This is a genomic window from Bartonella bovis 91-4 (assembly GCF_000384965.1).
In the GTDB taxonomy this organism is placed as follows: domain Bacteria; phylum Pseudomonadota; class Alphaproteobacteria; order Rhizobiales; family Rhizobiaceae; genus Bartonella; species Bartonella bovis.
The window spans coordinates 364,884-389,899 of record NZ_CM001844.1 but is presented as its reverse complement, the minus strand read 5'-3'; the positions used below and the strand labels follow the sequence as shown (position 1 = coordinate 389,899).

The following is a 25,016-nucleotide window of genomic DNA, read 5'->3' as shown; positions in this document are numbered from 1 at the left end:
TATGCATACACGTGTTAAACAATTTGTTTTGCTTGGCTTTATTTTATTCTGTCCTTTTTTTTCATTTTCTGCTGCTGCAGATAATAAGATCAAAGTTGTCGCAAGCTTTTCTATTCTTGCAGACTTGGTAGAAAATGTAGGAGGTAATCATATTTCTCTGATAACTCTAGTTGGTCCTAATGCGAGCATTCATACGTATGAACCCACTCCACGTGATGTAAAAGTTCTTAAAGACGCTCATATTATTTTTGTAAACGGACTTCATTTAGAAGATTCCATTGACAAACTCATCACAGCAAGCGGTACAAAAGCATTTCTTATTGAAGCTAGTGCCAACATTCCTACCTCTACATTCAAACATCAAGAACATAGTACAAAACATCATCATCATAACAGTGTTGATCCACATGCTTGGCAGGCTATCCCTAATGTAAAAACTTATGTCAAAAATATTGCTGTTGCCTTTTGTAAAATCGATCAACAATCATGTGAAAGCTACAACAAAAATGCCCATGCTTATATTCAAAAACTAGATACACTACAAACAACCATCACAACACAAATCGCTGCTATCCCAAAAGACAAGCGCACCATTATTGTATCTCACGATGCTTTTAATTATTTTGCTCATGAATATAATTTTACTATACTTGCACCTCAAAGTGTTTCAACAGAAACAGAAGTGACCGCAGCAGATGTCGCTAACCTTATTAGGCAAATTAAAACCAATAAAGCATCTGCATTGTTCGTTGAAAATATCTCCAATCCCCGTCTTATAGAACAGATTGCAAAAGAAACAAGTTTGAAAATTGGCGGCACTCTGTATTCTGATGCATTATCAGAAAAAAACGGCCCTGCAGCAACTTATCTGAGTATGATACAATACAACGTTAACACTATCATCAATGCAATACAAACCACCCAAATTATTAATAACTAAGACATAAACAACAATTCTCAAATAATGTTTATAACTATCAATAAATATTATAAAATCTAACAGTATTTTACTGAAGATAATAAATCTAAATACCGTGCATTCTCATCTAAATAATATTGACTGTTTTCATTTTTGATGAGTCTTCTATTTTTTTTGGAATTATTGTAACCATATTGCCTATAGTTTATTACTGTATTCATTTGTATATAATAATTCTAAAACAGTAAAAACTGGTAAGCTTATATAAATTCGTTTGACCTTTTCATGGTTCATGTTTAAATGAATTAACGTATTTCTGAAATGAACCATCATGATATTCGCATCATAATAATCTTGAAAAAACTGTGTTCCATTAACTCAGAAAAGGTGAATTATGAACCGTTTTTATCTTTCCACAGCAGCATTTGCAATTGTTATGACTGCAGCAACAACTGGTTTCACGCAAACAAAAATCAGCTTTTGGCATTCTATGAGCGGGGAACTAGGAAAACAAACTGAAAATTTAATTAATGATTTTAATGCCAGCCAATCTGATTACAAAATCATTCCTTCATTTCGTGGAGAATATGAAGAAGGTATGGTCTCACTTATTGCAGCATTTCGCGGAAAACGGCAACCAGTTCTTGCCCAAATTTATGAAATTGGTACGAGTACCATGATGTCTGCAAAAGGTGCAATTTACCCGCTGTATCAGCTCATGAATGATACAAAGCAAGAATTTAGTTCTGCAGACTATTTGTCTACCATCAGCAGCTATTATTCTGATGAGAAAGGACGAATACTTTCTATGCCATTTAATGTTTCAACACCAATCCTTTTTTATAATAAAGACATTTTTAAAAAAGCAGGACTTGATCCAGAACAGCCTCCCAAAACATGGCAAGATGTCGAAAATTTTTCCCAAAAAATTCTCGACAGTAAAGCAGCAAGTTGTGGTTTTACAATGGCTTATGCCGCCCAATGGATTGGCTTAGAAAATTTTTCAGCGTTACATAACATCCCCTTTGGAACAAAAAAAAATGGTTTTAGTGGGCTTGATTCAGAATTAACAATAAATGGACCTTTGCAAGTACGTATGTGGACTGACCTTAAAAAATGGTCAGATCAAGGCATTTTCCGCTACGGTGGCCCGGCTGGCGCACTAGATGCAGCTCCAATGTTTATGGCGCAACATTGTGCAATTTTTATACAATCTTCAGGATCACGTAGTGGCATCATTTCAGAAGCTCAGTTTAACGTTGGATTTGGTATGCTCCCCTATTATGCTGATGTGGAAAATGCACCACAAAACTCAATTATTGGAGGTGCTTCTATTTGGGTTTTAAAAGGTCACACGCCTGAAGAATATGCAGGAGCAGCAGCTTTTCTCAAATTCCTCTCGCGGACAGATAATCAAGCAAAGTGGCATCAGACAACAGGTTATCTCCCTATCACAAAAGCTGCTTACGAGCTAAACAAAGAACAGCATTTCTATGAAAAAAACCCAGGTTCAGATATTGCTATTCAACAAATTGACCTTAACCCACCAACAGAAAACTCAAAAGGAATAAGATTTGGTAACTTACCACAAATTCGTTCTATCCTTGATCAAGAATTGGAAGCTATTCTTAACGGCTCTAAAACACCTAAAGCTGGATTGGATGAAGCAGTTGAACGCGGCAATAAACTTTTGCGTGAATTTGAAAAAGCTAATTATTAAGATTTCATGATTATTGTTAAAAGTTAAAAATTCGACTTTAAAAGCTGATTTTTTCAACTTCGGTTTCTCTTCTAACGCTTCTTACTAAAGAGCACTGCAAATGCAAGAAAAACATGCATACTTTAAAAATAGACTACTTCCTTATTGTCTACTCTTTCCTCAGCTTGCCATAACTTTCTTGTTTTTCTTTTGGCCTACTGCCCAAGCAATAAAATCGTCTTTTGAGCGTGAAGATCCTTTTGGTTTAACCACGACTTTTATTGGATTTGAAAATTACGTAACAGTTCTCTCTGATCCAATTTATATAAAATCACTTCTTACAACCATAATATTTTCCATCTCTGTTACTGTTGTTTCAATGACAATATCACTTCTTTTAGCTGTTTCAGCTAATCGTGTTATTCATGCAAAAAAAACTTATACAATACTCTTGCTCTGGCCTTATGCAGTTGCCCCCGTACTAGCAGGTATATTATGGTTGTTTATTTTTCACCCAACTATTGGAATTGTTCCTTTTCTTCTTGAGAAAATAAATATTATTTGGAATCATCGTATTAATGGCACTCAAGCAATGCTCCTCATTGTGATTGCTGCCAGCTGGCAACAAATTTCCTACAATTTTCTCTTTTTTCTGGCTGGACTTCAATCTATATCACAATCTCAAATAGAAGCAGCCGCTATTGATGGTGCTGGTCCTTTTAAACGATTTTGGACTATAGCCTTCCCGCAACTTTCACCAACAACTTTTTTTCTTCTTGTTATTAACATCAATTATGTCATGTTTGATACATTTGGCATTATTGACAATATAACTTTTGGAGGACCTGCGCATGCAACAACCACACTTGTCTACAAAATATATAATGACGGTTTTAGAAATCAAATAATCGGTGCATCAGCAGCACAATCAATAATCTTAATGTTTATGGTTATTGGTTTAATACTTATCCAGTTTCGCTGGATTGGACGCCGCGTACAATATTAAGGAAAGAAATTATGGTTGAAAATCGCCCTTTTTTGACATTTCTGACCCATTTTATCCTTATTGTTGGCATTATCATCATTTGTTTTCCAGTTTACGTTGCTATTATTGCTTCAACTCATAGCTCAGTTGCATTTAGCTCGGGAACACTACCTCTCTTACCAGGACAATATACTTTGGAAAACTATAAAACAATTTTGGGTGATGGTCTTGCGCAACTTGGTCTTCCAAACCTCTTACCACTTTTAACAAACTCACTCATAATGGCACTTGGTATTAGCGTTGGAAAAATTATTATTTCACTTCTCTCTGCTTACGCAATCGTCTATATGCGCTTCCCTTTCCGTAAAACAGCTTTTGCTTTGATTTTTGTCACATTAATGCTGCCCATAGAAGTCCGTATTATTCCAACATATGCAGTCGTCGCACAGTTAAACATGATAAATACTTACAGTGGAATGATCATTCCATTGATTGCTTCAGCAACTGCTACATTTTTATTTCGTCAATTCTTTTTGACTGTGCCCGATGAGCTCTTAGAAGCTGCTCGCATTGATGGTGCAGGACCATTTAAATTTTTTAAGGATATTCTTTTACCTCTTAGTAAAAATAATATAGCTGCTTTATTTATTATTATGTTTGTTTATGGATGGATACAGTATCTCTGGCCTCTACTTGTTATGACAGATCAAGACCATCAAACCATTCTTATTATCCTAAAACAACTTATTGTAGAATCAGTTCAACATGATCCTCAATGGAACATTCTTATGGCAGTGTCAGTTGTTGCTATGGCACCACCCGTTTTAGTTGTCATTTGCATGCATCGGCTTTTTATTAAAGGCCTCATTGAAACGGAGAAATAGCCGTGGCTATCATTCAGTTATCAAATATAAAAAAACAATATGACAATGATATTGTGGTCATTGACAATTTAAACTTAACCGTTTCTGATAGTGAACTTCTTGTTATTGTTGGTCCCTCAGGATGTGGAAAATCAACTTTATTACGCATCGTTGCTGGGCTCGAACAAATCACCTCAGGTAAACTCTATATTGATAATGAATGCATCAACGATTATGAACCAGCTGATCGTGACATTGCTATGGTTTTCCAAAATTACGCACTCTATCCACATATGACAGTACGTGGGAACTTGGAATACGGCCTTAAAAATCGAAAAACACCTAAAGAAGAGATTAATAGGCGCGTCACACATGCTGCAAAACTTTTGGAAATAGAGCCATTTCTTAATCGTAAGCCACATCAATTATCAGGAGGGCAACGCCAACGTGTTGCAATGGGGCGTGTCATTGTTCGTCAACCACGTATCTTTCTTTTTGATGAACCGCTTTCAAACCTTGATTCAAAATTACGTACACAAATGTGTATTGAAATTAAAAAACTACAACGCTCACTAAAAACAACTAGTCTCTATGTTACCCACGATCAACTAGAAGCTATGACACTGGCTGACAGAATAGCTGTTATGAATAAAGGATCTATTGAACAAATTGGAACACCAATGGAAATTTACGATTATCCAGAAACAATATTTGTTGCAAACTTTATTGGCTCTCCCCCTATGAATTTTCTTGACCGTCAAACTCTAGAACAACATTTAAATAGTTCATTTTCTTGTAGTAAACAAACTGATATTTTAGCATTTAGACCAGAAGCAATTTTATTAGGTGAACATCCAAACAAAGGCCCCGTTTTTCATACAAACATTGAACTCATCAAACCTATAGGAACAGGGTGTCATGTTTTAACACTTTGGAACGATACCGTTTTCACTGTCGATATAAAAGAGCGCCTTACAAGTAATTATGGGCAAAAATTAAATTTCACCGTTCCCAATCAGAGTTTTCATACTTTTAACAAAATTACAGGAAAACGCACATAATTGACAAAGCGTAATGAAACCTCATATGCTTTATCAGAAAGCCTTTTACCTAATTATTATTCTTATCTTTGTCATGATACATAAATTATAATAGAGACTGTTTTTACTTTTGTGAACGTAATTGCAAAGCAAGATCAGGTTGATCTGTTGTAATATAGTGCACAGGCATATCAAGCCAGTGTGATAAACGAGCTTTTCCGTTTATTGTCCAGACACCGACAGTAAAACCAGCATTAAGTGCAGATTCAATAACATTTCGCGATACAATTGAACCATCTAAACTCAAATCAGAATACCCTAATTTTTTCCATTTAGAAAAATGATAAGACATATCACCTTCAAAATTATCAACACATGGACCACATGGTATTCCAGCTTCAACGAAAGGGCTCAAACTAGTAGAATCAAAACTGATTGCTGAAACTCGTTCTGCCAAATTGCGGCTATTAATCAATTTCAATGCTTTTTGAGACAAAATATATTCGCGCTCAACCATACCACATGTTTTGATCTCAAGATGCAATGCAACATTTGTTGGCACTAAAAGGTCTAGCAATTCTTCTAGTAAAGGAGGAGACTCAGTACTGCCTTTTACACAGAGTTGTTTACGCATTTCATTATCAATATCATGAATATAACCTTTTTTCCCCACCAATTGTTCAAGACAAAAATCATGAAATACAACCACTTCACCACTTTTAAGGAGATGAATGTCGCACTCAATTTCATCAACTCCCAATGCAATTGCATGACGAAACGCTGAAAGTGTATTCTCGGAATAGAGATTAGTTCCACCGCGATGGGCAACAATTTTTGGTTTAAACATAGATTATTTTTTACTTCCAAACTTCAAACTATATAAATTAAAGAGAATAAGTTGAGAATTAAGACAATATCAGAGCTTGAGCACTCCTCTTTAAGAAATTGTTCTTTTATTTCAATTACTTTAATGCTACCTCCAAACAGTTTTTATTGTTCAAACACTTGCATTTGATCCTAATTATTCCCACTCAATAGTGCCAGGAGGCTTTGAAGTTACATCATAAACAATACGATTAATACCTCGAACTTCATTAATAATACGCGTTGCTGCCTTGCCCAAAAAATTCATATCATATGGATAAAAATCAGCAGTCATACCGTCTACAGATGTTACAGCACGAAGAGCGCAAACAAATTCATAAGTGCGTCCATCACCCATCACACCAACAGTTTGAACAGGAAGGAGAATAGCAAAAGCTTGCCAAATTTTGTCATAAAGGCCCGCTTTACGAATTTCATCAAGGTAAATAGCATCTGCTTCACGCAAAATTTCTAATTTTTCACGCGTTACTACACCTGGACATCTAATTGCAAGACCAGGACCCGGAAAAGGATGACGTCCAAGAAATTGCTCAGGCAAGCCTAATTCTCGCCCTAAAGAGCGAACATCATCTTTAAACAATTCACGCAATGGCTCTACAAGTTGCATATTCATTCGTTCTGGTAATCCACCCACATTATGGTGACTTTTAATTGTTATCGCGTCACCAACAGCTGAAATACTTTCAATAATATCTGGGTAAAGTGTTCCTTGAGCTAAAAACTGTGCACCACCCACTTTTTTTGCTTCTTCTTCAAAAACTTCAATAAAAAGGTGACCTATAATTTTGCGCTTTTTCTCTGGATCTGTTTCACCTTCCAGCGCATTGATAAATCTATGAGCAGCATTAACATGAACAAGCTTTACATTATAATTATTGCGAAACAATGTAAGCACTTCTTCAGCTTCATTCTTACGCATCAATCCATGATCTACAAAAATACATGTCAGTTGCTCTCCTATTGCTTCATGAAGTAATATAGCTGTAACTGATGAATCCACTCCACCTGAAAGACCACAGATCACTCGATTTTTTCCGACTTTTTTGCGAATCGCAGCTATAGCCTGATCACGATAAGCAGCCATAGACCAATTATTTTTTAGACCAGAGATTTTATAAACAAAATTTTGCAAAAGTTTTATACCATCTGGTGTGTGGACAACTTCAGGGTGAAACTGTACTGCATAAAAATGCCGTTTCTCATCTGCAATGGCAGCATAAGGAGCACCTTTTGATGTTCCTATTACACGAAAACCTTCTGGCAAAGCTGTTACACGATCACCGTGGCTCATCCATACCTGTTGACACGATCCTTTTTTCCAAATGCCATCAAAAAGAGCACTTTCCTCTTTCACTTCCAAAGAAGCACGCCCAAATTCACGTTCATGTCCAGCTTCAACTTTTCCACCTAGTTGAACACACATGATTTGTTCACCATAACAAATACCAAGAACTGGAATGCCAGCTTCAAAAATTTCTATCGGAGCACGTGGCGAACCATCATCAACAGTCGAATAAGGACTACCCGATAAAATAACAGCTTTAGGCTTAATACTTTTGAACCTCTCCAAAGCCAATTGAAAAGGAACAATTTCGGAATAAACGCCTATTGCCCGCACTCGTCGTGCAATCAGCTGTGTAACTTGTGAACCAAAATCAATGATAAGAATAGTATTTGAATGCGATGTACTCATAGAAAACCAATCAATAATTGCAAAGAATAGCAAATGAGATTTATGATTCAATCTTTCTTTTTTCACAAGCCTTTTGGCATCAGAAAAATATCATTGTCATATAATTTGAAATAAAAAACATGGAAATATATCTTCAATGCGTCTTTTGCAAAATAGCTAAAAAGAAACCATCTGTCTGAGTTGATGCTGGCGATAAAGTTAACCCATAATTCGAAAATATTGGTTGTACAGGTGAAGAACTAAAATGTCGCTGCCAAAGTGCACGCAGATCTATAGGACAGAAATTGGAATGTTGTTGAAGAAAACGGGAAATTTGTTCTTCATTCTCATCGATAAAAAGAGAACATGTAATATAAACTAAACGTCCATTCGACTTAAGATAAACCAATGCTTCATTCAAAATAGTGAACTGCTCTGCTTGGCGCTGTTTTACTTGTTCTAGTGTTAAACGCCATTTCGCATCTGGACGACGGCGCCATATTCCTGTTCCACTACATGGAGCATCTAATAAAACTATATCCATCTGACCTACTAATGGTTTTAATTCTTCTACATGCACCCGTGATTGCACATTATGGATACCAGCTCGGCGAAGACGACTAAAAATAGGAGCCAAGCGGACTTTATTTGAATCATAAGCATAAATTTGCCCCCGATTATTCATATTGGCCGCCAAAGCTAATGTTTTTCCACCAGCTCCCGCACAATAATCTAATAATTGTACACCTGCTTTCGTTTCTGTAAGATAAGCAACAATTTGAGATCCCAAATCCTGTACTTCAAAGTGCCCTTTTTGGAAAGCAGGTTCAATTTGCACATTAGGATGACGGCCAAATTTTTCAATTGGTGCAATTCTTAAAGCTTGTCGAAACCACGAAAAAGACTGAACTTTGATTTTTGCTAATTCTTTGAGTACCTTCTCTGGTGTTGCTTTTAAACTATTCACTCGTAAATCTAACGGAGGGCGTGTTGCTAAAGCAGCAGCTTCAATTATCCAATTGTCGGCAAATAAGGGTTGTAGATGAACTTGACACCATTGAGGAATATCACCACGAATATAGTTTGGCGCATCAACCAACTGACGTTTTTGCCATGAATGGCGCTGTTCAGGAGCTAATAACTGTGGTGCAAATCGATCTCCTTCTAAAGTACTATCAATCTGTTCAATCGTCATTGCTCCAGCATCTAACAAAGCCCCAAAAGCTATGTTTCGAATATCATCACTATCCATACGCCATTGTAATGAGTAACGTCGTCTTAAAACATCATAAACAATTGTACCAATTGCCGCACGATCGTTTACCCCAGCAAAACGATGAGAAAGCCCCCAATCTTTTAAAGCTTCATTTGCAGGACGATGCCGTATTTCTATCTCTTTTAGAATATCTATTGCTGCCTGCAAACGCCCACCTAATCGCAATTCATTCTCCTATTCAACTATTATCAACAAATAATTAAATTAAAAAATTTAAATGATTTTCTTTATTTTTAACTGTAATCTTAAAATAATTCTCAAATTTATTATCGAAACTGAATACTTCTAGCTCTGTAGTCTAAATTTTATTGTGAAGAAAGATAGAATTATTGTTTCTATAACTCGTAGATACTTAACAAAGACTATAGATTCTGCTATAAATAAGAATATTGGGATATAATATAATGACAAAGCCGATACTCGCTCTTATTGATTCTTCAATTTATGCAAAACCTGTATGTGACCTAGCGTTATGGGCTGCTAAATCTATGCAAACAACAATTCGGTTGTTGCATGTCTTGGATAAATCAGAAGAAGAAATTAATTTACCAGATACACAACAAACCGATGACACCATATTAAATCCATCCAACTTAAAACAACAAGATACTACCCTTGCTAAAGCACTCTTTGCACAAAAAGTTGGACAAACAGCTTTAGAAGAAGCGAAAGATTATCTCAATTCTCAGAGTCAAATTGAAATTGAAACACGCTTGCGTCATGGCAGTCTTATTGATGCATTAAATGCTTATAATACTCAATCTTCGCTTATTGTTATGGGAAAACGTGGTGAACAAACAGCACCTGATAAAAAACGATTAGGGCTCAATTTTGAAAATGTTGTACGCTCCTCTGAGCTCCCAATTCTTGTTGCTTCACGTCATTTTCGCCCAATTCAGCGAATTCTCATCGCTTTTGATGGCGGCCCTTTGATCATGAAAGCCATTGATTTTATTTGTACACGAAAATTTTTTAATAACCTAACCTTTGTACTAGGTATGGCAGAATTGCAAACACAAGTTATACATGACAGTTTTAATGAAACATTAGCGCGATTACAATCTGCTAACATTAAAGTTGAACCACTCAAAACAGAAGATAGTCTTGAGCAAATGATTTTTCAAAACATTCAGGCACTTTATCTTGATATGTTAGTTATGGGGGCTTTTCACCATTCTAAAATGTATAACTTTTTATTTGGTTCTAAAACTCAGACTATTATTCATAAAGCACCTATTCCAGTTATGATTTCGCGAGAATTATAAGGCTTTCTTTGCTGCTTTATAAAATAAAAACAAACCCTAAGTACTTAACCAATAGTTTTAAATATTAAACGGTTAATGTTATGAAAAATGCTGTTTTTTAAAAAAGTCCTTGTCACTATTGTATTCAGCTTATTTCAAATAAAACATAAATGAACTTTTTCAAAAATTCTCGGAACTACTATTTGATATGACCGTTCCTTCTATACTGGTATATGCCAGATAATTAAAAAGGAGAAAATTAATGAATACTCATAGTAATGGGAAAATGACTGCATCTAAAAGCAGCCAGAATACAATGTCTTCACACAATAGAAAGAAATCCGTCCAAAGTAATCAAACTAATGATCGCCATTGCGCATTAAAAGCAGGCCGAAAAAATATGAAAAGCTAATCTTTTCAATTTAAAATAACTTCTAGAAGGAATTGGAATAGTAGTACCCAATTCCTTCCTTTGGTAAGTTTAGAATTGTAACACACAGACTACACACAAATAATAGATATCACATCATTTTTTCAAAAGAACTTGTCTGTTTGATATAGAAATAATACCGGCTTTAGTGTATCAAGGACCACGATAATTTGGGCTTTCCCGCGTAATAGAAACATTATGTGTATGACTTTCATAAAGGCCAGCATTCGTAATGCGAACAAATGTCGCTTTTTTACGAAAATCAAGTAAATTTTGTGCTCCAACATAGCCCATCGAAGCACGTAATCCACCAGCCAACTGGTGTAGAACTGACGCTATCGGACCTTTATAAGCAACTTGCCCCTCAACACCTTCGGGTACTAATTTAAGTTCATCCCGAACCTCAGCTTGAAAATAACGATCTGCCGATCCTCTTGCCATAGCGGCGACCGACCCCATACCCCGATAAGCTTTAAAAGAACGACCCTGATAAAGATAAACTTCTCCAGGACTTTCATCTGTACCAGCTAAAAGAGAGCCAATCATAGCAGCACAAGCTCCACCCGCCAAAGCTTTAGCAAAATCACCTGAAGTTTTAATACCACCATCAGCAATAATGGGAATTCCTGCTTTATCAGCAACTTCTGCAGCATCCATAATAGCTGAAAGTTGAGGTACACCAACACCTGAAACAATCCGCGTTGTACAAATAGAACCAGGCCCAATACCAACTTTTACTGCATCTGCACCACTATCAATCAAAGCTTGTGCTCCTTGCGGTGTCGCTACATTACCAGCCATAATAGTTGTAGAAAACGCCATTTTTTTAATACGTTCAATCGTTTCTAACACACGCTGAGAATGTCCATGAGCTGTATCAATCACCAATATATCAACACCTGCATCAACTAATTGTTCAGCGCGTTCAATTCCATTATCCCCTACACCACTTGCAGCAGCAACACGCAACCGACCTTGAGAATCTTTAGTAGCATTTGGATGTAACCGTGCTTTTTCAATATCTTTGACTGTTACCAAACCAACACAACGATTTTGCTCATCTACAACCAATAATTTTTCAATACGATGATAATGTAAAAGATACTTTGCTTCATCCAGCTGAACATTTTCACGTACTGTGATTAAATTTTCATAGGTCATTAATTCACAGATTTTCTGTTTTGGATCTGATGCAAAGCGCACATCCCGATTGGTTAAAATACCAACAAGTTTGCCAGAAATTCCACCTCTAACTCCATTTTCAACAACCGGAATACCTGAAATACCATGAGAGCGCATTAAATTCTTTGCCTCTTCCAGTGTTGCATCTGGCCCAATTGTCACCGGATTAACAACCATACCGGATTCAAATTTTTTCACTTGACGGACTTCTTCAGCTTGCTCTGCAGGAGACATATTACGATGAATAACGCCAAGACCTCCAGCTTGAGCCATAGCAATTGCCAAACGCGATTCTGTCACTGTATCCATTGCGGCAGAAAGTAAGGGTAAATTCAATTCAATATCGGCTGCAATACGTGTTTTAAGATCCACTTGGCTAGGCATAACAAGTGAATGGCCAGGTTGTAGAAGTACGTCATCAAAGGTAAGTGCCAATACACCTGTTTTGGTTTCAACAATTTTTGTCATAGCCAAATTCCTTTAATAATAAAACACTAGCAAATAAATATAAATGCAGCTGTAATTTTTATGCGTTGCGAATTGGCAACAAATTATGCCACGCTAAAAACAAAATGAAAAGAAAAATAAATATTTTTTCTAATATATGCTTATATAAATTATAATTGTGATTCAATGGGCAGCCAACTCATTATCTTTGCAAATGCGCGACGCCTAAAATTGCTTTCTGGTTCATAGTCAATACTATACTGTTTTTCATTTTCAATAAAATCCCAGTAAATACGGTCATTATCCCCAAGACGTAAACAATAACTCATTTCACCTGTTGTTTCCTCTAAAAAAAGCAAATCCAACATAGCTGTAATTGGTGCACACTCAAAAAGAATGCCCATCTCCGTATTCAATGAAGCTGATCGAGGATCAAAATTTAAAGATCCAATAAAAGCAGTTTTATGATCAACTAAAAAAGCTTTTGTATGTAAACTTGCTTTACTTGATCTAAACAACCACAAACGGTGGGAACCTCCATCCGGTTTTAATTCATAAAGTTTAACACCACTTTTTAATAATGCCTTACGATAAGGTGCATAACCACTATGCACAACCACCACATCTGTAGCCGCTAAAGAATTAGTAAGAATTCTGACATCAACACCTTTTGACACCAAATTACTTAAATGCTGTGCACCTGCCTTACCTGGAACAAAATAAGGCGATGTAATCTGGACTGTTTTTTGTGCACCTTCAATAACCTGTGAGAGCACCTCCATTAGCCAATTGCCTACTTTTCTGCCTAATGCTTTTTCTGGAGGATCAGAAAGAACTTCAACTTTATCTGCTAGAAATAATCGCTTACCCCTTTGAATAAAACATTCAAAATTGATATATTTGTTGACATAATCTAAATAAACTTTGGCAACTTCAGAATGACGAAATTTCTGCAATTTATCCTTCCAATCGTCAAGATTATTTGTACTTTTGGGAACTACTAAAGCGTGAATTGGTAAAACTACAGAGCTATTCCAAAAATCATCAAAGATGGCTTCTACCTTTTTAACCGACGGACCAATTAACATCAGATCTAGATCTCGGAAACTTGCCCCCTTACCTGCATCAAAATAAGAATCTGCAATATTGCGTCCTCCTACAAAAGCTATCCGTCCATCTACAATAAAAGCTTTATTATGCATCCTGCGTGTTACAGCAAGTGCCCGTAATATAATCTCCAAACCACGACGTAAACCACCACTGCGTGCTCGCCCTGGATTAAACATTCTAATTTCAATATAAGGATGTTTATTAAGTGCAATATAAGCCGGATCACGCCCCTGAGCATTAATATCGTCCAAAAGAAGACGTACTCGTACACCACGATCAGCCGCTTCCACCACTTCACTAAGCAACAAACGCCCTGTTAAATCATCATCCCAAATATAATACATCAGGTCAAGACTGCGCTCAGCTTGTGCAGCTGCCATTGTACGAACACAAAACGCATCTAAATTGCTAACAATGAGTGAAAGAGCATCTTTGTCGACTCCTAATCCATTCATCTCTTTTGCTAATCGACTCACTATACGATCAAGCTTGGTTGCATCTTTCTCAACATTAAACGCACAAGAATATTCCTTTTTTGCGCTTTTAGAAAAACGACCATAAGTGTAGACTGCCAACATAGATGTTATAATGAAAAAAATAATAGATCCGATAATAATATGTAACAGAGTCAAAGTAATAAACTTTCTACTTTAAAAGCCATTGCACACTCATAAATACGCACTCTAACACTAAAATCAACGATCTTATCATTGATTGATATAATAAGTAGAATACTTAACCATTTGCTTGAAAAATATAACTATCACATCAGTGTTTCTAAAGTTCTACTTCTGATGTGAGAAAGCATAAAATATCCGTTATTATCTTAAATGCAGTCTTAACTTCAATACCAAAAGCCTTAAACAATCAAACTCATTAAGATATCCTGAAACAAAATTTCATATTTATTAAATTATAAAATAAAAACACTAACTGAAAAACTAATTCAAATTTAATCACTGGTATAATAAGGATACTCTTAAAAAATAGAAGCCTTCGTATTATTGTTGTTAAAAGCAGTAATTCTTATAAACGGAAATTTATTATAGATTTTCATTTTATTTTCGGCCGTTTATCACCCTCATATTCTTCTATTTTACGATAAAGTGTAGAACGTCCTATACAAAGACGGCGAGCAACTTCACTCATACGTTTTTTGTAATGTTTAACTGCTTTTTCAATAATATCGCGCTCCATATCCGCAAAAGCACGAACATGTCCTTCAGAATTTAAAAATTGTATAGACTTTTTTTCAGAATGTTCTTGAGCATGATTATACATACTCGGAACACCAAGTAATGAACTTCCCACTAACTGCGGAAAATCCCGAGCAGTTAGTAAAGGCCCTTCACTGAGTAAAACCGCACGAAATAATAAATTTTCAAGTTCACTACGGTTACCAGGCCAATCATATTGCATAAGTAATGAAATAGCCGATCCTGCCAAACCATGTACATGTGATCGCCCTGTTTCAGTAATGATATGATCAATCAAGCGCTGAGAAATTTCTGGAAGATCATCTCTCAATTCTCGCAAAGTAGGAACATTAATACATAATTGGGAAAACTGTTCAAATAAATCGTACAAAAAAACATCATCCTCAACGAGATCCTCAAGTTGTGACGTTGATATGGCAATAATGCGAAAAGGTGGTTTTTCATTCTTTGTAGCCTCTGTTCTTTCTTTCAGATAATGTGCAAAACGTTTTTGCTGTATGGGCTCGAGTCGATCAACATCACAAAGACAAAGAGTTCCCTTTTCAAGAGAAGAAACTAGTGGTAAAAATTTTTCAAACCATATGCGTTTTTCTTCCTCTGGATCAACAACAGATAAACATTGGAAGAGGATAAAAGGCCCTTCTGAAAATAAACTTTCACGGTGAATAATGCGTGCTAATGTTTCACGACCAGTTCCTATTTCACCTTTTATCAAAAGATTTTGCGAGGAAATAGCAGCATTTTTTGATTGTTCTAAAACCACCTGCATTACACTGCTTTTGGTATAGAGATCAGAAAATTGTAAATGATTATTATTTTGTCGTTGGATATGATAAACTTCACGTTCTAACGTAGAAATACGTGAAAAATTATTCAATGTAATTCTCAATCGTAGTGGTGTAACCGGATAAATCCAATAATCAATAGCTCCAGCTCTTAAAGCTTTTTGAAGTGATTCTTGATTATCTTGCTTTGCTATAACAATAATAGGAGCAGAAACTCCAGCAGCTCTAATTGTCGTAATTAAATCACTTATACTTAAATCACTCATAAAAATATCAAGCAATGCAAGCATGACATTTTTACGTCTATGTAAAAGATCAATCGTACGCAGACTATTTTCTGCTTCAATGACACGATAACCAAAATCTCGGAGCATAGCAGAAAACTCTATACGCTTTCCGTGGTCTTCACTCGCAACAAGAACAGGGCCAACCATAATTTAATAATCTCCTCTGAGACTACTAAACAATATTAATATAAGAGTTATTGCAAATCATAAAAAATATTTTACCTTTTATGCCGTGCATGCTAAATTTTTATTAGTTTGATAATTAACAACATTAAGATATTTTTTCCAATTCTTTGCTTTTTTATTAATTTTCACAAAAAATTTCATATTAATTAATAAAGTAACTTAATAATAATAATCTTAAGTTTATTATAAATAATTGAAAAGCAACATAAAATAAATAGAGTGAAACAAATGCAACATATTTGCCGTATTTTATGTCTTACAATTACTATTTTAGCTATAGTAAGCTGCAGCCTTCCGCACCATTATGGACAACACCCAACTGTAAAAAATATACCAACTGGAATTGATGGTAAATGGGTTGATAAAAATGGTATTATTTCCTCTTTCCATAATGGCAATTTTGAAACACGCGCAGCAGACACAAAAGAAAAATTATCAGAAGGCACTTACAATTACGTTAATGCCCAACATGTAGAAATTGAAATACGCTCACTTCTTCGTGGAACTATATCCAGAGCTGATTGTACGTTATCAAATGACACAATGCAACTTTTTTGCACATCAAGTACTGGATTACAATTTTTTCTCAACCGTCAAATTTAAATGAAAATCAAAATTTTATTTAAATTTACAAAAAATACACTAATAGGAAGTCATAATTCCTTTTCCTAACAGAGTTTTTTAAAATCAAGGTAAAAACATTAACACGTTATCTTGCTGATAAACTTTCTATACAATTCTAAGATAGGTAAAATAATAATCTTTTAACAATAGTATCTTTAACAGAGCAATTTTATATTTAAAATTGCTCTTCTATTATTGAATCCACCCTGACTTGTATATTAAAAATTTTATCTGATATAAATACCTTATTAACTCAAATAGCACCAATACGCAAAAGATCATGGAAATGAATAACCCCTACGGGTTTCTTATCTTCAATGACAAAAAAAGCGCCAATCTGATGATCATTAATAAAAGCTGTTGCAGCACCAACAAGTGTATCTGGAGTTACAATTTTAGGGTCCTTTGTCATTACCTCATCAACATTGAATTTTGACAAATCACAGTGAATATTACGTGCAAGATCACCATCTGTTACGATTCCAATCAATTCACCTTTTTGGTTTACAACACCAACACAACCAAAATGTTTTTCAACCAAAATATTTACGGCTTCAGTCATAGGAGCGCCCTGTCTAACTAAAGGAAGACTATCACCTTGGTGCATAATATCACGCACATATTTAAAATTTGCACCAAGAGAACCGCCAGGATGATAAATTTTAAAATCTGTTGCGCTAAAATCATGCCTTTCTAAAAGAGCAACAGCTAATGCATCACCCATTGCTAATTGCATAACTGTGGAAGTTGTTGGAGCAAGCCCATGAGGACAAGCCTCTTCTACCTTTGGTAATAACAACACAATATCAGCTTTTCGCCCTAATATAGAGTGCTCACCAGATGTCATTGCAATAAGTGGGATATGAAAACGCGCAGCGTGATTTATAATGCCACTTAATTCGGTAGTTTCACCTGACCATGACAAAGCAAGAATAACATTATCGGAGCTAATCATACCAAGATCACCATGATTAGCTTCTGCAGCGTGTACAAAAAAGGCAGGTGTTCCTGTTGAAGCTAAAGTCGCAGCAATTTTCGTTCCTATATGACCACTCTTACCAAGACCAGTAATAACCACATGACCCTGAGCATTACTAATGGTTTGAACAGCTTTTTTAAAAGAATCTGATAGATTACTTAAAAGAGCTGCCTCAAGAGCTTCAAGCCCTTGTTTTTCGCGAGAAATAGTTTTAAGCGCTGATGTAATTACACCTTGTAAAGCCAACATATTAGAAGACTGTATTATCATAACTAAATTTGATAAATGAAATCAAAACAGAGATCTATAAAATTTTTAAGCTTTTATTGTTTCAAGTAAATTTTTCAATGAAACAGAAACATGCTGACGCATATCAGCACGTGCTAAAGCAAACGCGACATTAGCTTCAATAAAACCAGTTGTAGAACCACAATCAAAAGTATATCCATCTAACTGGAAACCAAAAAAAGCCTGCTCATTTGAAAGCCGCATCATAGCATCTGTCAACTGAATTTCATTTCCTGCCCCTCGCTCTTGATTGGAAAGAATATCAAAAATTTCTGGTTGTAAAATATAACGCCCATTAATGTACAAATTAGATGGGGCTGTTTCTTTTTTTGGTTTTTCTACCATTTTTGTAATTTCAAAACCGTTTGCAATCTGCTTACCTTTACCGACAATACCATATTTGTGAACATCTTCAAGATTACATTCCTGAACAGAAATAATATTTCCTCCACCCGTTTTTTCATAAAGGTAGATCATTTCAGAAAGACAATTCTTTTTAGCCTGTATCAACATATCGGGTAATAATAAAGCAAAAGGTTCCTTACCAACTAACTCACGTGCACACCAGAGAGCGTGCCCAAGACCCAGAGATTGCTGTTGCCGAGTAAAAGAAGTCATGCCAGGTTGCGGCTGTAAATCTTGTAAATGGTTAAGTTCTTCTTTTTTACCACGTTCAGTAAGTACTGTATATAATTCAATTTGCGCATCAAAATAATCTTCAATCACTGCTTTATTGCGTCCAGTAACAAAAATAAGATGCTCAATGCCCGCTTCACGTGCTTCATCCACAACATATTGAATGATAGGTTTATCAACAACAGTCAGCATTTCCTTAGGAATTGTTTTAGTTGCTGGAAGAAAACGAGTACCAAGACCTGCTACGGGAAATACTGCCTTCCGAATTTTACGCACACTTACTCTCCTGATTATGGATATAGCTTTCTGATTTAATGTATCATCATGTTTTAACTAAAATGTTAAAAAGATGCTTCACTGTTTTGATTGGATTATCATAAAAATCGGTTATAATAAAAGATGCTCTAATTAATAATTAGAGTACTTTCTCAACATAAAGTAAACTATTCCAACTTTCGATTTAACTTGGTAGGACATTTTATAAACCAAATACAAAAAACAAAATTACTTCACATAAAAGTATTCTAAAACCGGCAGTAATAAAAAAATGAACCCAATAGCATTAAGTCCATTTTTTTCTTCAAAAAAGTTAATAAATTGGAGAGCCTTTATCATTGGTGCAGTTTCTACTCTTTTGGTTTCTTTAACGTTTTTCTCTACATTTGCACACGCTGAGCATGATTTTAAACTTTGGATTAATGAATTTAAAAAAATAGCTTTAGCCAACAATATCTCATCAACTACATTTGATATAGCTTTTAAAACTGTTGATACAATTGACCCAATAGTTTTAAAAAAAGCAATGTATCAACCAGAATTTATCGATTCTCCATGGAACTATTTTGATAATCGTGTTCACAATATCGCCATTGTAGAAGGACAGAACCATGCTCAAAAATGGGAACCATGGCTCTCCAAAATCGAGAAACGTTTCGGTGTTAACCGCAATATTCTTCTTGCTATTTGGTCTATAGAAAGTAGCTATGGAAAAGTTTTGCAAAATAAAAATGTGATGCATGATGCCATTCGTTCACTTGCAACTTTAGCTTACGCAGATCAAAAACGTAAAAAATATGCGCACACACAACTTATTGCTGCCATGAAAATCCTACAAGACAGTGGCATTCATCGCTCTCAACTTACTGGATCTTGGGCTGGCGCATTAGGACATACCCAATTTATCCCGACGAGTTATCTTGCCTATGGTGTTGACATGGATGGAGATGGACGATGTAATATTTGGACATCAATTCCAGATGCACTTGCTACTGCCGCTAATCTTCTTCATATGAATGGTTGGCAACCTGATCTTCCTTGGGGTGTGGAAGTTAAATTACCGCATAGAAAAAAACTCCCTGAAGATTGGTTTTCTTTTAAACAATGGAAAAAGCTAGGTGTTCGGCATGCACGTGGGCAACCTTTTCCTTCTTCATCTCAACTTGCAATATTGAAATTTCCCGATGGGCCAGAGGGGCCTATATTTTTAGTAACAAAAAATTTCTTTGTTATTAAACGTTATAATAATGCAGATCGTTATGCTTTCGCCGTTGCTCTTCTTGCTAACCGTATTGCTGGACACCCTGGATTAGTGCGAGATTGGAATCGACCATTCAAACCTATTACTTTTCAAGAACGTTTGGAGTTGCAATCTCGCTTAGCTGCGCTTGGAGATTATAAAGGAGAAATTGATGGTAAAATTGGGACAGCTTCCAAACAAGCTATTAAGGCTTTTCAACAGCGTCATGGTTTAGAAGCTGATGGATACCCGAGTGACAAAGTCCTCTCTCTTCTCAGAAAACAATCATCTAGAATTAGATAAGTACTTATATCATCTTCACCTAACATATTTGATTTGCCTTCTTTTTTCTACTCTTTTTTATAACGAGAAAGCTACTTTTATTAAAATGCAAAATTTTGTTGAATTGTGTATACATGTAAATAATAAACTGATCACCACAGCGCCTATAAATCATAGAAAATATATAAACCTTTTAAAAAACTGCAGGGCAAAAATAATCTTTTAACGTGTTCTATAAAAAGCAATAGATAATATATAGAGTGTTTCGCTGATATTTGAAATGATTTTATTGATAAACAAAATCAATTGTTCCGTTCAAGCTACAATATTTAATGAAAAAAGTTACATTATACACTCATGATGAAAGTAGCTTCATCCATGAAGAAAACAAAAATTCTTCTTTATTGAAAATAGCTATTGAAAATTATTTTAAACTCTCACATATCTTCTTATGAAGATTACATCTCACCAATAAATGCTTTAAAATTTATACTATACACTAAACCATACACTCTTGTGCGCTAATTATCAATAAGCCTTTATAATATAGCAACAACACAATACCTATTCACTCAACAAAACAACTCAGAGCCTGCTAAATATAATCATACAAATCATACAAAATAAAAAAATCGGTATGGCCTTATGCTCTATTATGTATGATTTACAACCCCCTTTGTGTAATCATTGCTTCTGGTGAAGGTAACCTTCCCCGAAAAGCTTTATAAAGCTCTTCTGGATCACAACTACCGCCAGAAGAATAAATAAAACGCTTCAACTGACTAGCAAGTTCTGAATTAAAAACATCACCAGTTTCCTCAAAAGCTTGAAACGCATCAGCATCAAGAACTTCTGACCACATATAAGAATAATAACCAGCAGCATAACTATCACCTGAAAACACATGCGTAAAATGTGGAGGACGATGGCGCATAATAATTGTATCAAGCATTCCCAATTTTTCTAATTCCTTATACTCAAACAATGTTGGATCAGAAACTATTGCTCCTTTATGAAAAGCGATATCTATTAAAGCCGATGAGATATATTCAACAGCACAAAAACCAGCATTAAATGTACGTGCTGACATAATCTTATCCAGCAAAGTTTGTGGCATGGGAATACCTGTTTTTACATGCGTAGCATAAGATTTTAGTACCTCTGACACAGTCAACCAATGTTCATAAAGCTGAGAAGGAAGCTCAACAAAATCACGCGAAACCGATGTTCCTGCTACAGATGGCCATGTTACATCAGAAAGCAAACCGTGTAACGCGTGTCCAAATTCATGGAAAAGTGTATGTGCATCATCTAACGATAAAAGAGCAGCGTCTCCTTTGGGTGGTTTAGCAAAATTGCAGATATTATAAATGATAGGTTTTTGTCCACCATTCAATTTATGCTGCGATTGCAGCTGACTCATCCACGCACCAGATCGTTTCGAAGAACGTGCAAAATAGTCACCAATAAAATGCCCAAGTAAACTACCATCAGAATGTTTAACCTCCCATAAACGTGCATCAGGATGCCAAAGTGTAATAGTTGTTTTTTCTTCAAATGAAATTCCAAAGAGTTTCTTTGCCACTGCAAAAGCTGCTTCAATTACACGATCAAGCTGAAAATACTGTTTAACTTCACCTTCATTGAAAGAAAATTTTTCAGTACGCAATTTTTCAGCATAATAACGCCAATCCCAAGCTTTTAAGGGCTCATTGTTTCCTAGATTTTTTGCAAAATTTTGTAATTCAGTCTGTTCAGTAGCAGCCTTAGCTTTTGCTCGTTCCCATATAGGCATGAGCAAATTCATAACTGAACCAACACTCTTAGCCATGGTATTATCAAGTTTTAAATCCGCAAAAGATTTATACCCTAGCAATTTAGCTTTTTCATTCCGAAGCGTTATCATTTCTACGATAATCGCTCGGTTATCATTATCATTATTATTTTCACCACGTTTAGACCAAGCTTGAAATGCTATTTCACGCAAATCACGACGATTAGATAATTTTAAAAAAGGTTCAATAATTGAACGTGCCAATGTCAATGCATAAAATCCATCACGACCTTTTTCGTAAGAAATTTCCTTCATTGAAGCAATGAGATCATCAGACAAACCAGATAAATCTTTTTGTTCTAAAAACAAAATCCATTCAGCTTCATCTTTTAATACATGTTGACCAAATGTAGTACCTAAAAGAGCAAGTCTCTCGTTAATTTCGGCAAGACGTTTCTTACCTTGTTCATCAAGTTTTGCACCGTTATGAATAAACTTCTTCCACCACAATTCAATTACACGCTTTGTTTCACTGTTATACACACCCTGCCGTGACTGTGTATACAACATATCCATCTTCACAAATATCCTCGCATCCATCATAACTTTCGAAAAATAACGAGATAGTTGTACAGTGAATTCTTGTTCTAATTTTTGAATAAACGCGTTGCTATGCGCGCTTGAACGCAAGAAAAATATTGAACATACACGATCAAGTGCCTTGCCAGAAAGTTCAAAAAGCTGCAAAAAATTCTCAAGTGTTGGAGGTTCTTTTACAGATGCAATTGCCTCTATTTCCTTTTCAGCTTCTTTAAGAGCTTGTTCAAAAGCAGGTTTAAAATCATCATCACTTATTGAAGCAAAATCAGGAAGCCCTGAAAATCCGTCCCAATCCAATACTACTGTTTTTGTCATAACATCTATGTCTCCATTACGCGCTTTAAAAAGCAATGATTATTTTCAGCATACAAACATCCTGGAAAAATTATCGAGTATGCTTTAAAATAAATTTTTAAACCCATATTTTGATAAAAGAACTAAAAAAAACTATTTTATTATAGGATACACAAAGATAAACGAGCTCTATTTATCTGAAAAATGAAATTGTTTATAGATTGCGATCTATCCTTGACTTTATTTTAAATATTCACAATCTCAGAAACTCTTCAGAGAGATGTTTCTAAGTTTTTTATCACTTTGATTGATCCTATCCATATACCCGAATCTTATAATTTTGGAAGGCACTTTACCATGACTGAAATAAAAACAACCATCGAGTTTAAAAAACTTCCTCCTGAAACTCTCGCTGAAGAATTAAAAAATCGTCATTTTGCTGATTCAATTGATATAATCAACGATCTAGATATTATGGAACGCGTGACTATTTTTAGTCTTTTACCTCTTGATTATGCCATTGAGCTCTTTGATAAACCAGAACTTGAACAACCAGCAGCTATTCTTGAACTTCTACCGATTAATCGTTCTGTTGAAATTCTTGAAGGTATGTCCGCAGATGCTGCTGCAGACGTCTTTCAAGAAATGGATAGAAAGACTCGTACACGGCTTTATGCCTTGTTGAACCCCTTAACTCGAACCGAACTTAAAAAACTCACCAGTTACCCTAGTCATACAGCTGGTGCATTAATGACCACAGAATTTATTGCTATCCCTGCAGACTGGACTGTTAAAAAAACTTTAGACCACATTCGCGATGTTGAACAAACACGAGAAACAGTTTACACAAGCTATGTCATTGATCCCAAAACAGGTGTACTTCTTAAAGCTGTTTCATTACGGAATCTTATTCTTGCCTCACCTGATGATCAAATTCTCGATGTCTCGACACATGACACACCTATCACAATATCACCCTTTACAGATCATGAAGATATTGCTCGTCTTTTCCAACGCCATGATCTTCTTTCTGTACCAGTTATTGATGACAGTAACCATGTTATTGGTATTGTAACAGTTGATGATGTGCTTGACACTATGGTTGATGAAATGAGTGAAGATGCCTATAAATTTGGGGGTATGGAAGCTCTAGATAAACCATATATGCAAATAAATTTTCTTGGAATGATGAAAAAACGTGGTGGCTGGCTGGCTCTGCTTTTTCTTGGTGAAATGTTTACAGCCAGCGCCATGCAATACTTCGAAGCAGAGATTGAAAAAGTTATCACTCTTACACTGTTTATTCCCCTTATTATGAGTTCAGGAGGAAACTCTGGCTCACAAGCAACATCGCTCATTCTTCGTGCATTGGCTTTGCGTGAACTTACACTCAAGGACTGGTGGAAAGTCATTCTTCGCGAGATCCCAGCAGGAATGTCTCTTGGCCTTTTACTTGGAATTATTGGAATAATGCGTATTATTATCTGGCAACAATTTGGTATTTATAACTATGGTGAACATTGGATTTTCATCGCTATAACAGTGGGTGCAACTTTGGTCGGAATCGTTACATTCGGCTCTTTATCCGGCTCCATGTTGCCTTTCATCCTTAAACGTTTAAAATTTGACCCAGCAAGTGCTTCAGCTCCCTTAGTAGCAACCTTAGTAGATGTCACAGGCATTGTAATCTATTTTTCTATTGCATCTCTTATTTTATCTGGAACTTTACTTTAAAATGAGATGCAAAATATACTCAAAGAAACCTAAAATTTTTTCTGTGATGCGATTAGATTGTA

General features: G+C 35.5%; 18 protein-coding genes. 9 read left to right on the top strand and 9 right to left on the bottom strand.

The annotated features are described in order from the left end of the window. Position 1: 1 nt before the first annotated feature. The 5 genes from BBBE_RS01690 to BBBE_RS01670 all read left to right on the top strand — a co-directional run bounded on the left by BBBE_RS01690 (position 2) and on the right by BBBE_RS01670 (position 5,527). The gene (locus BBBE_RS01690; RefSeq protein WP_010700887.1) at positions 2–940 is read left to right on the top strand and encodes a metal ABC transporter solute-binding protein, Zn/Mn family; all 939 of its coding nucleotides are present in this window, start codon (positions 2–4) and stop codon (positions 938–940) included. 373 nt (positions 941–1,313) lie between these two features. Then, positions 1,314–2,639, top strand: coding sequence for a sn-glycerol-3-phosphate ABC transporter substrate-binding protein UgpB (ugpB, locus tag BBBE_RS01685; protein WP_010700886.1), 1,326 nt, complete (start codon positions 1,314–1,316; stop codon positions 2,637–2,639). Positions 2,640–2,739: 100 nt separating this feature from the next. Next, positions 2,740–3,624 (top strand): sn-glycerol-3-phosphate ABC transporter permease UgpA, encoded by an 885-nt coding sequence (gene ugpA / locus BBBE_RS01680; RefSeq protein ID WP_010700885.1) that lies wholly within the window; start codon positions 2,740–2,742, stop codon positions 3,622–3,624. Between the two features lie 11 nt (positions 3,625–3,635). Next, entirely contained in the window at positions 3,636–4,487 is an 852-nt protein-coding gene (gene ugpE, locus BBBE_RS01675) for a sn-glycerol-3-phosphate ABC transporter permease UgpE (protein ID WP_010700884.1), read from the top strand. Positions 4,488–4,489: 2 nt separating this feature from the next. Then, positions 4,490–5,527: a sn-glycerol-3-phosphate import ATP-binding protein UgpC gene (locus tag BBBE_RS01670; RefSeq protein WP_010700883.1), complete on the top strand. Its 1,038-nt coding sequence runs from the start codon at positions 4,490–4,492 to the stop codon at positions 5,525–5,527. A 103-nt stretch (positions 5,528–5,630) separates the two neighbouring features. Here BBBE_RS01670 and BBBE_RS01665 read toward each other — a convergent pair whose 3' ends face one another. From BBBE_RS01665 to BBBE_RS01655, 3 genes are all read right to left on the bottom strand, one after another. Further along, on the bottom strand, positions 5,631–6,353 hold the full coding sequence (locus BBBE_RS01665; protein ID WP_010700882.1) for a glycerophosphodiester phosphodiesterase: 723 nt from the start codon (positions 6,351–6,353) through the stop codon (positions 5,631–5,633). 174 nt (positions 6,354–6,527) lie between these two features. Next, positions 6,528–8,084, bottom strand: a complete 1,557-nt coding sequence (gene guaA, locus BBBE_RS01660) for a glutamine-hydrolyzing GMP synthase (RefSeq protein ID WP_010700881.1) — start codon at positions 8,082–8,084, stop codon at positions 6,528–6,530. Between the two features lie 133 nt (positions 8,085–8,217). Continuing rightward, positions 8,218–9,504, bottom strand: coding sequence for an RsmB/NOP family class I SAM-dependent RNA methyltransferase (locus BBBE_RS01655; protein WP_010700880.1), 1,287 nt, complete (start codon positions 9,502–9,504; stop codon positions 8,218–8,220). Positions 9,505–9,743: 239 nt separating this feature from the next. Between BBBE_RS01655 and BBBE_RS01650 the strand changes: the two genes are divergently transcribed. Further along, positions 9,744–10,604 (top strand): universal stress protein, encoded by an 861-nt coding sequence (locus tag BBBE_RS01650; protein WP_010700879.1) that lies wholly within the window; start codon positions 9,744–9,746, stop codon positions 10,602–10,604. Positions 10,605–11,166: 562 nt separating this feature from the next. Here BBBE_RS01650 and guaB read toward each other — a convergent pair. From guaB to BBBE_RS01635, 3 genes are all read right to left on the bottom strand, one after another. Then, on the bottom strand, positions 11,167–12,663 hold the full coding sequence (guaB, locus tag BBBE_RS01645) for an IMP dehydrogenase (protein ID WP_010700878.1): 1,497 nt from the start codon (positions 12,661–12,663) through the stop codon (positions 11,167–11,169). A gap of 149 nt (positions 12,664–12,812) precedes the next feature. Next, positions 12,813–14,384 (bottom strand): phospholipase D family protein, encoded by a 1,572-nt coding sequence (locus BBBE_RS01640; protein ID WP_010700877.1) that lies wholly within the window; start codon positions 14,382–14,384, stop codon positions 12,813–12,815. Positions 14,385–14,805: 421 nt separating this feature from the next. Then, positions 14,806–16,188, bottom strand: coding sequence for a sigma-54-dependent transcriptional regulator (locus tag BBBE_RS01635; RefSeq protein ID WP_010700876.1), 1,383 nt, complete (start codon positions 16,186–16,188; stop codon positions 14,806–14,808). A 267-nt stretch (positions 16,189–16,455) separates the two neighbouring features. Here BBBE_RS01635 and omp10 point away from each other — a divergent pair, with 267 nt between their 5' ends. Then, positions 16,456–16,830, top strand: coding sequence for an outer membrane lipoprotein Omp10 (gene omp10 / locus BBBE_RS01630; protein ID WP_010700875.1), 375 nt, complete (start codon positions 16,456–16,458; stop codon positions 16,828–16,830). Positions 16,831–17,104: 274 nt separating this feature from the next. Here omp10 and BBBE_RS01625 read toward each other — a convergent pair whose 3' ends face one another. Beyond that, positions 17,105–18,100, bottom strand: a complete 996-nt coding sequence (locus tag BBBE_RS01625) for a KpsF/GutQ family sugar-phosphate isomerase (protein ID WP_010700874.1) — start codon at positions 18,098–18,100, stop codon at positions 17,105–17,107. A 45-nt stretch (positions 18,101–18,145) separates the two neighbouring features. Further along, positions 18,146–19,030 (bottom strand): UTP--glucose-1-phosphate uridylyltransferase GalU, encoded by an 885-nt coding sequence (galU, locus tag BBBE_RS01620; protein WP_010700873.1) that lies wholly within the window; start codon positions 19,028–19,030, stop codon positions 18,146–18,148. Positions 19,031–19,301: 271 nt separating this feature from the next. Between galU and BBBE_RS01615 the strand changes: the two genes are divergently transcribed. Then, positions 19,302–20,573, top strand: a complete 1,272-nt coding sequence (locus BBBE_RS01615; protein WP_010700872.1) for a lytic murein transglycosylase — start codon at positions 19,302–19,304, stop codon at positions 20,571–20,573. Positions 20,574–21,216: 643 nt separating this feature from the next. Here the strand turns inward: BBBE_RS01615 and BBBE_RS01610 are convergent. After that, the gene (locus BBBE_RS01610) at positions 21,217–23,241 is read right to left on the bottom strand and encodes a M3 family metallopeptidase (protein ID WP_010700871.1); all 2,025 of its coding nucleotides are present in this window, start codon (positions 23,239–23,241) and stop codon (positions 21,217–21,219) included. A 336-nt stretch (positions 23,242–23,577) separates the two neighbouring features. Between BBBE_RS01610 and mgtE the strand changes: the two genes are divergently transcribed. Continuing rightward, a complete protein-coding gene (gene mgtE / locus BBBE_RS01605; protein WP_010700870.1) occupies positions 23,578–24,954 on the top strand; it encodes a magnesium transporter in 1,377 nt (458 codons plus the stop codon). Positions 24,955–25,016: the final 62 nt, after the last annotated feature.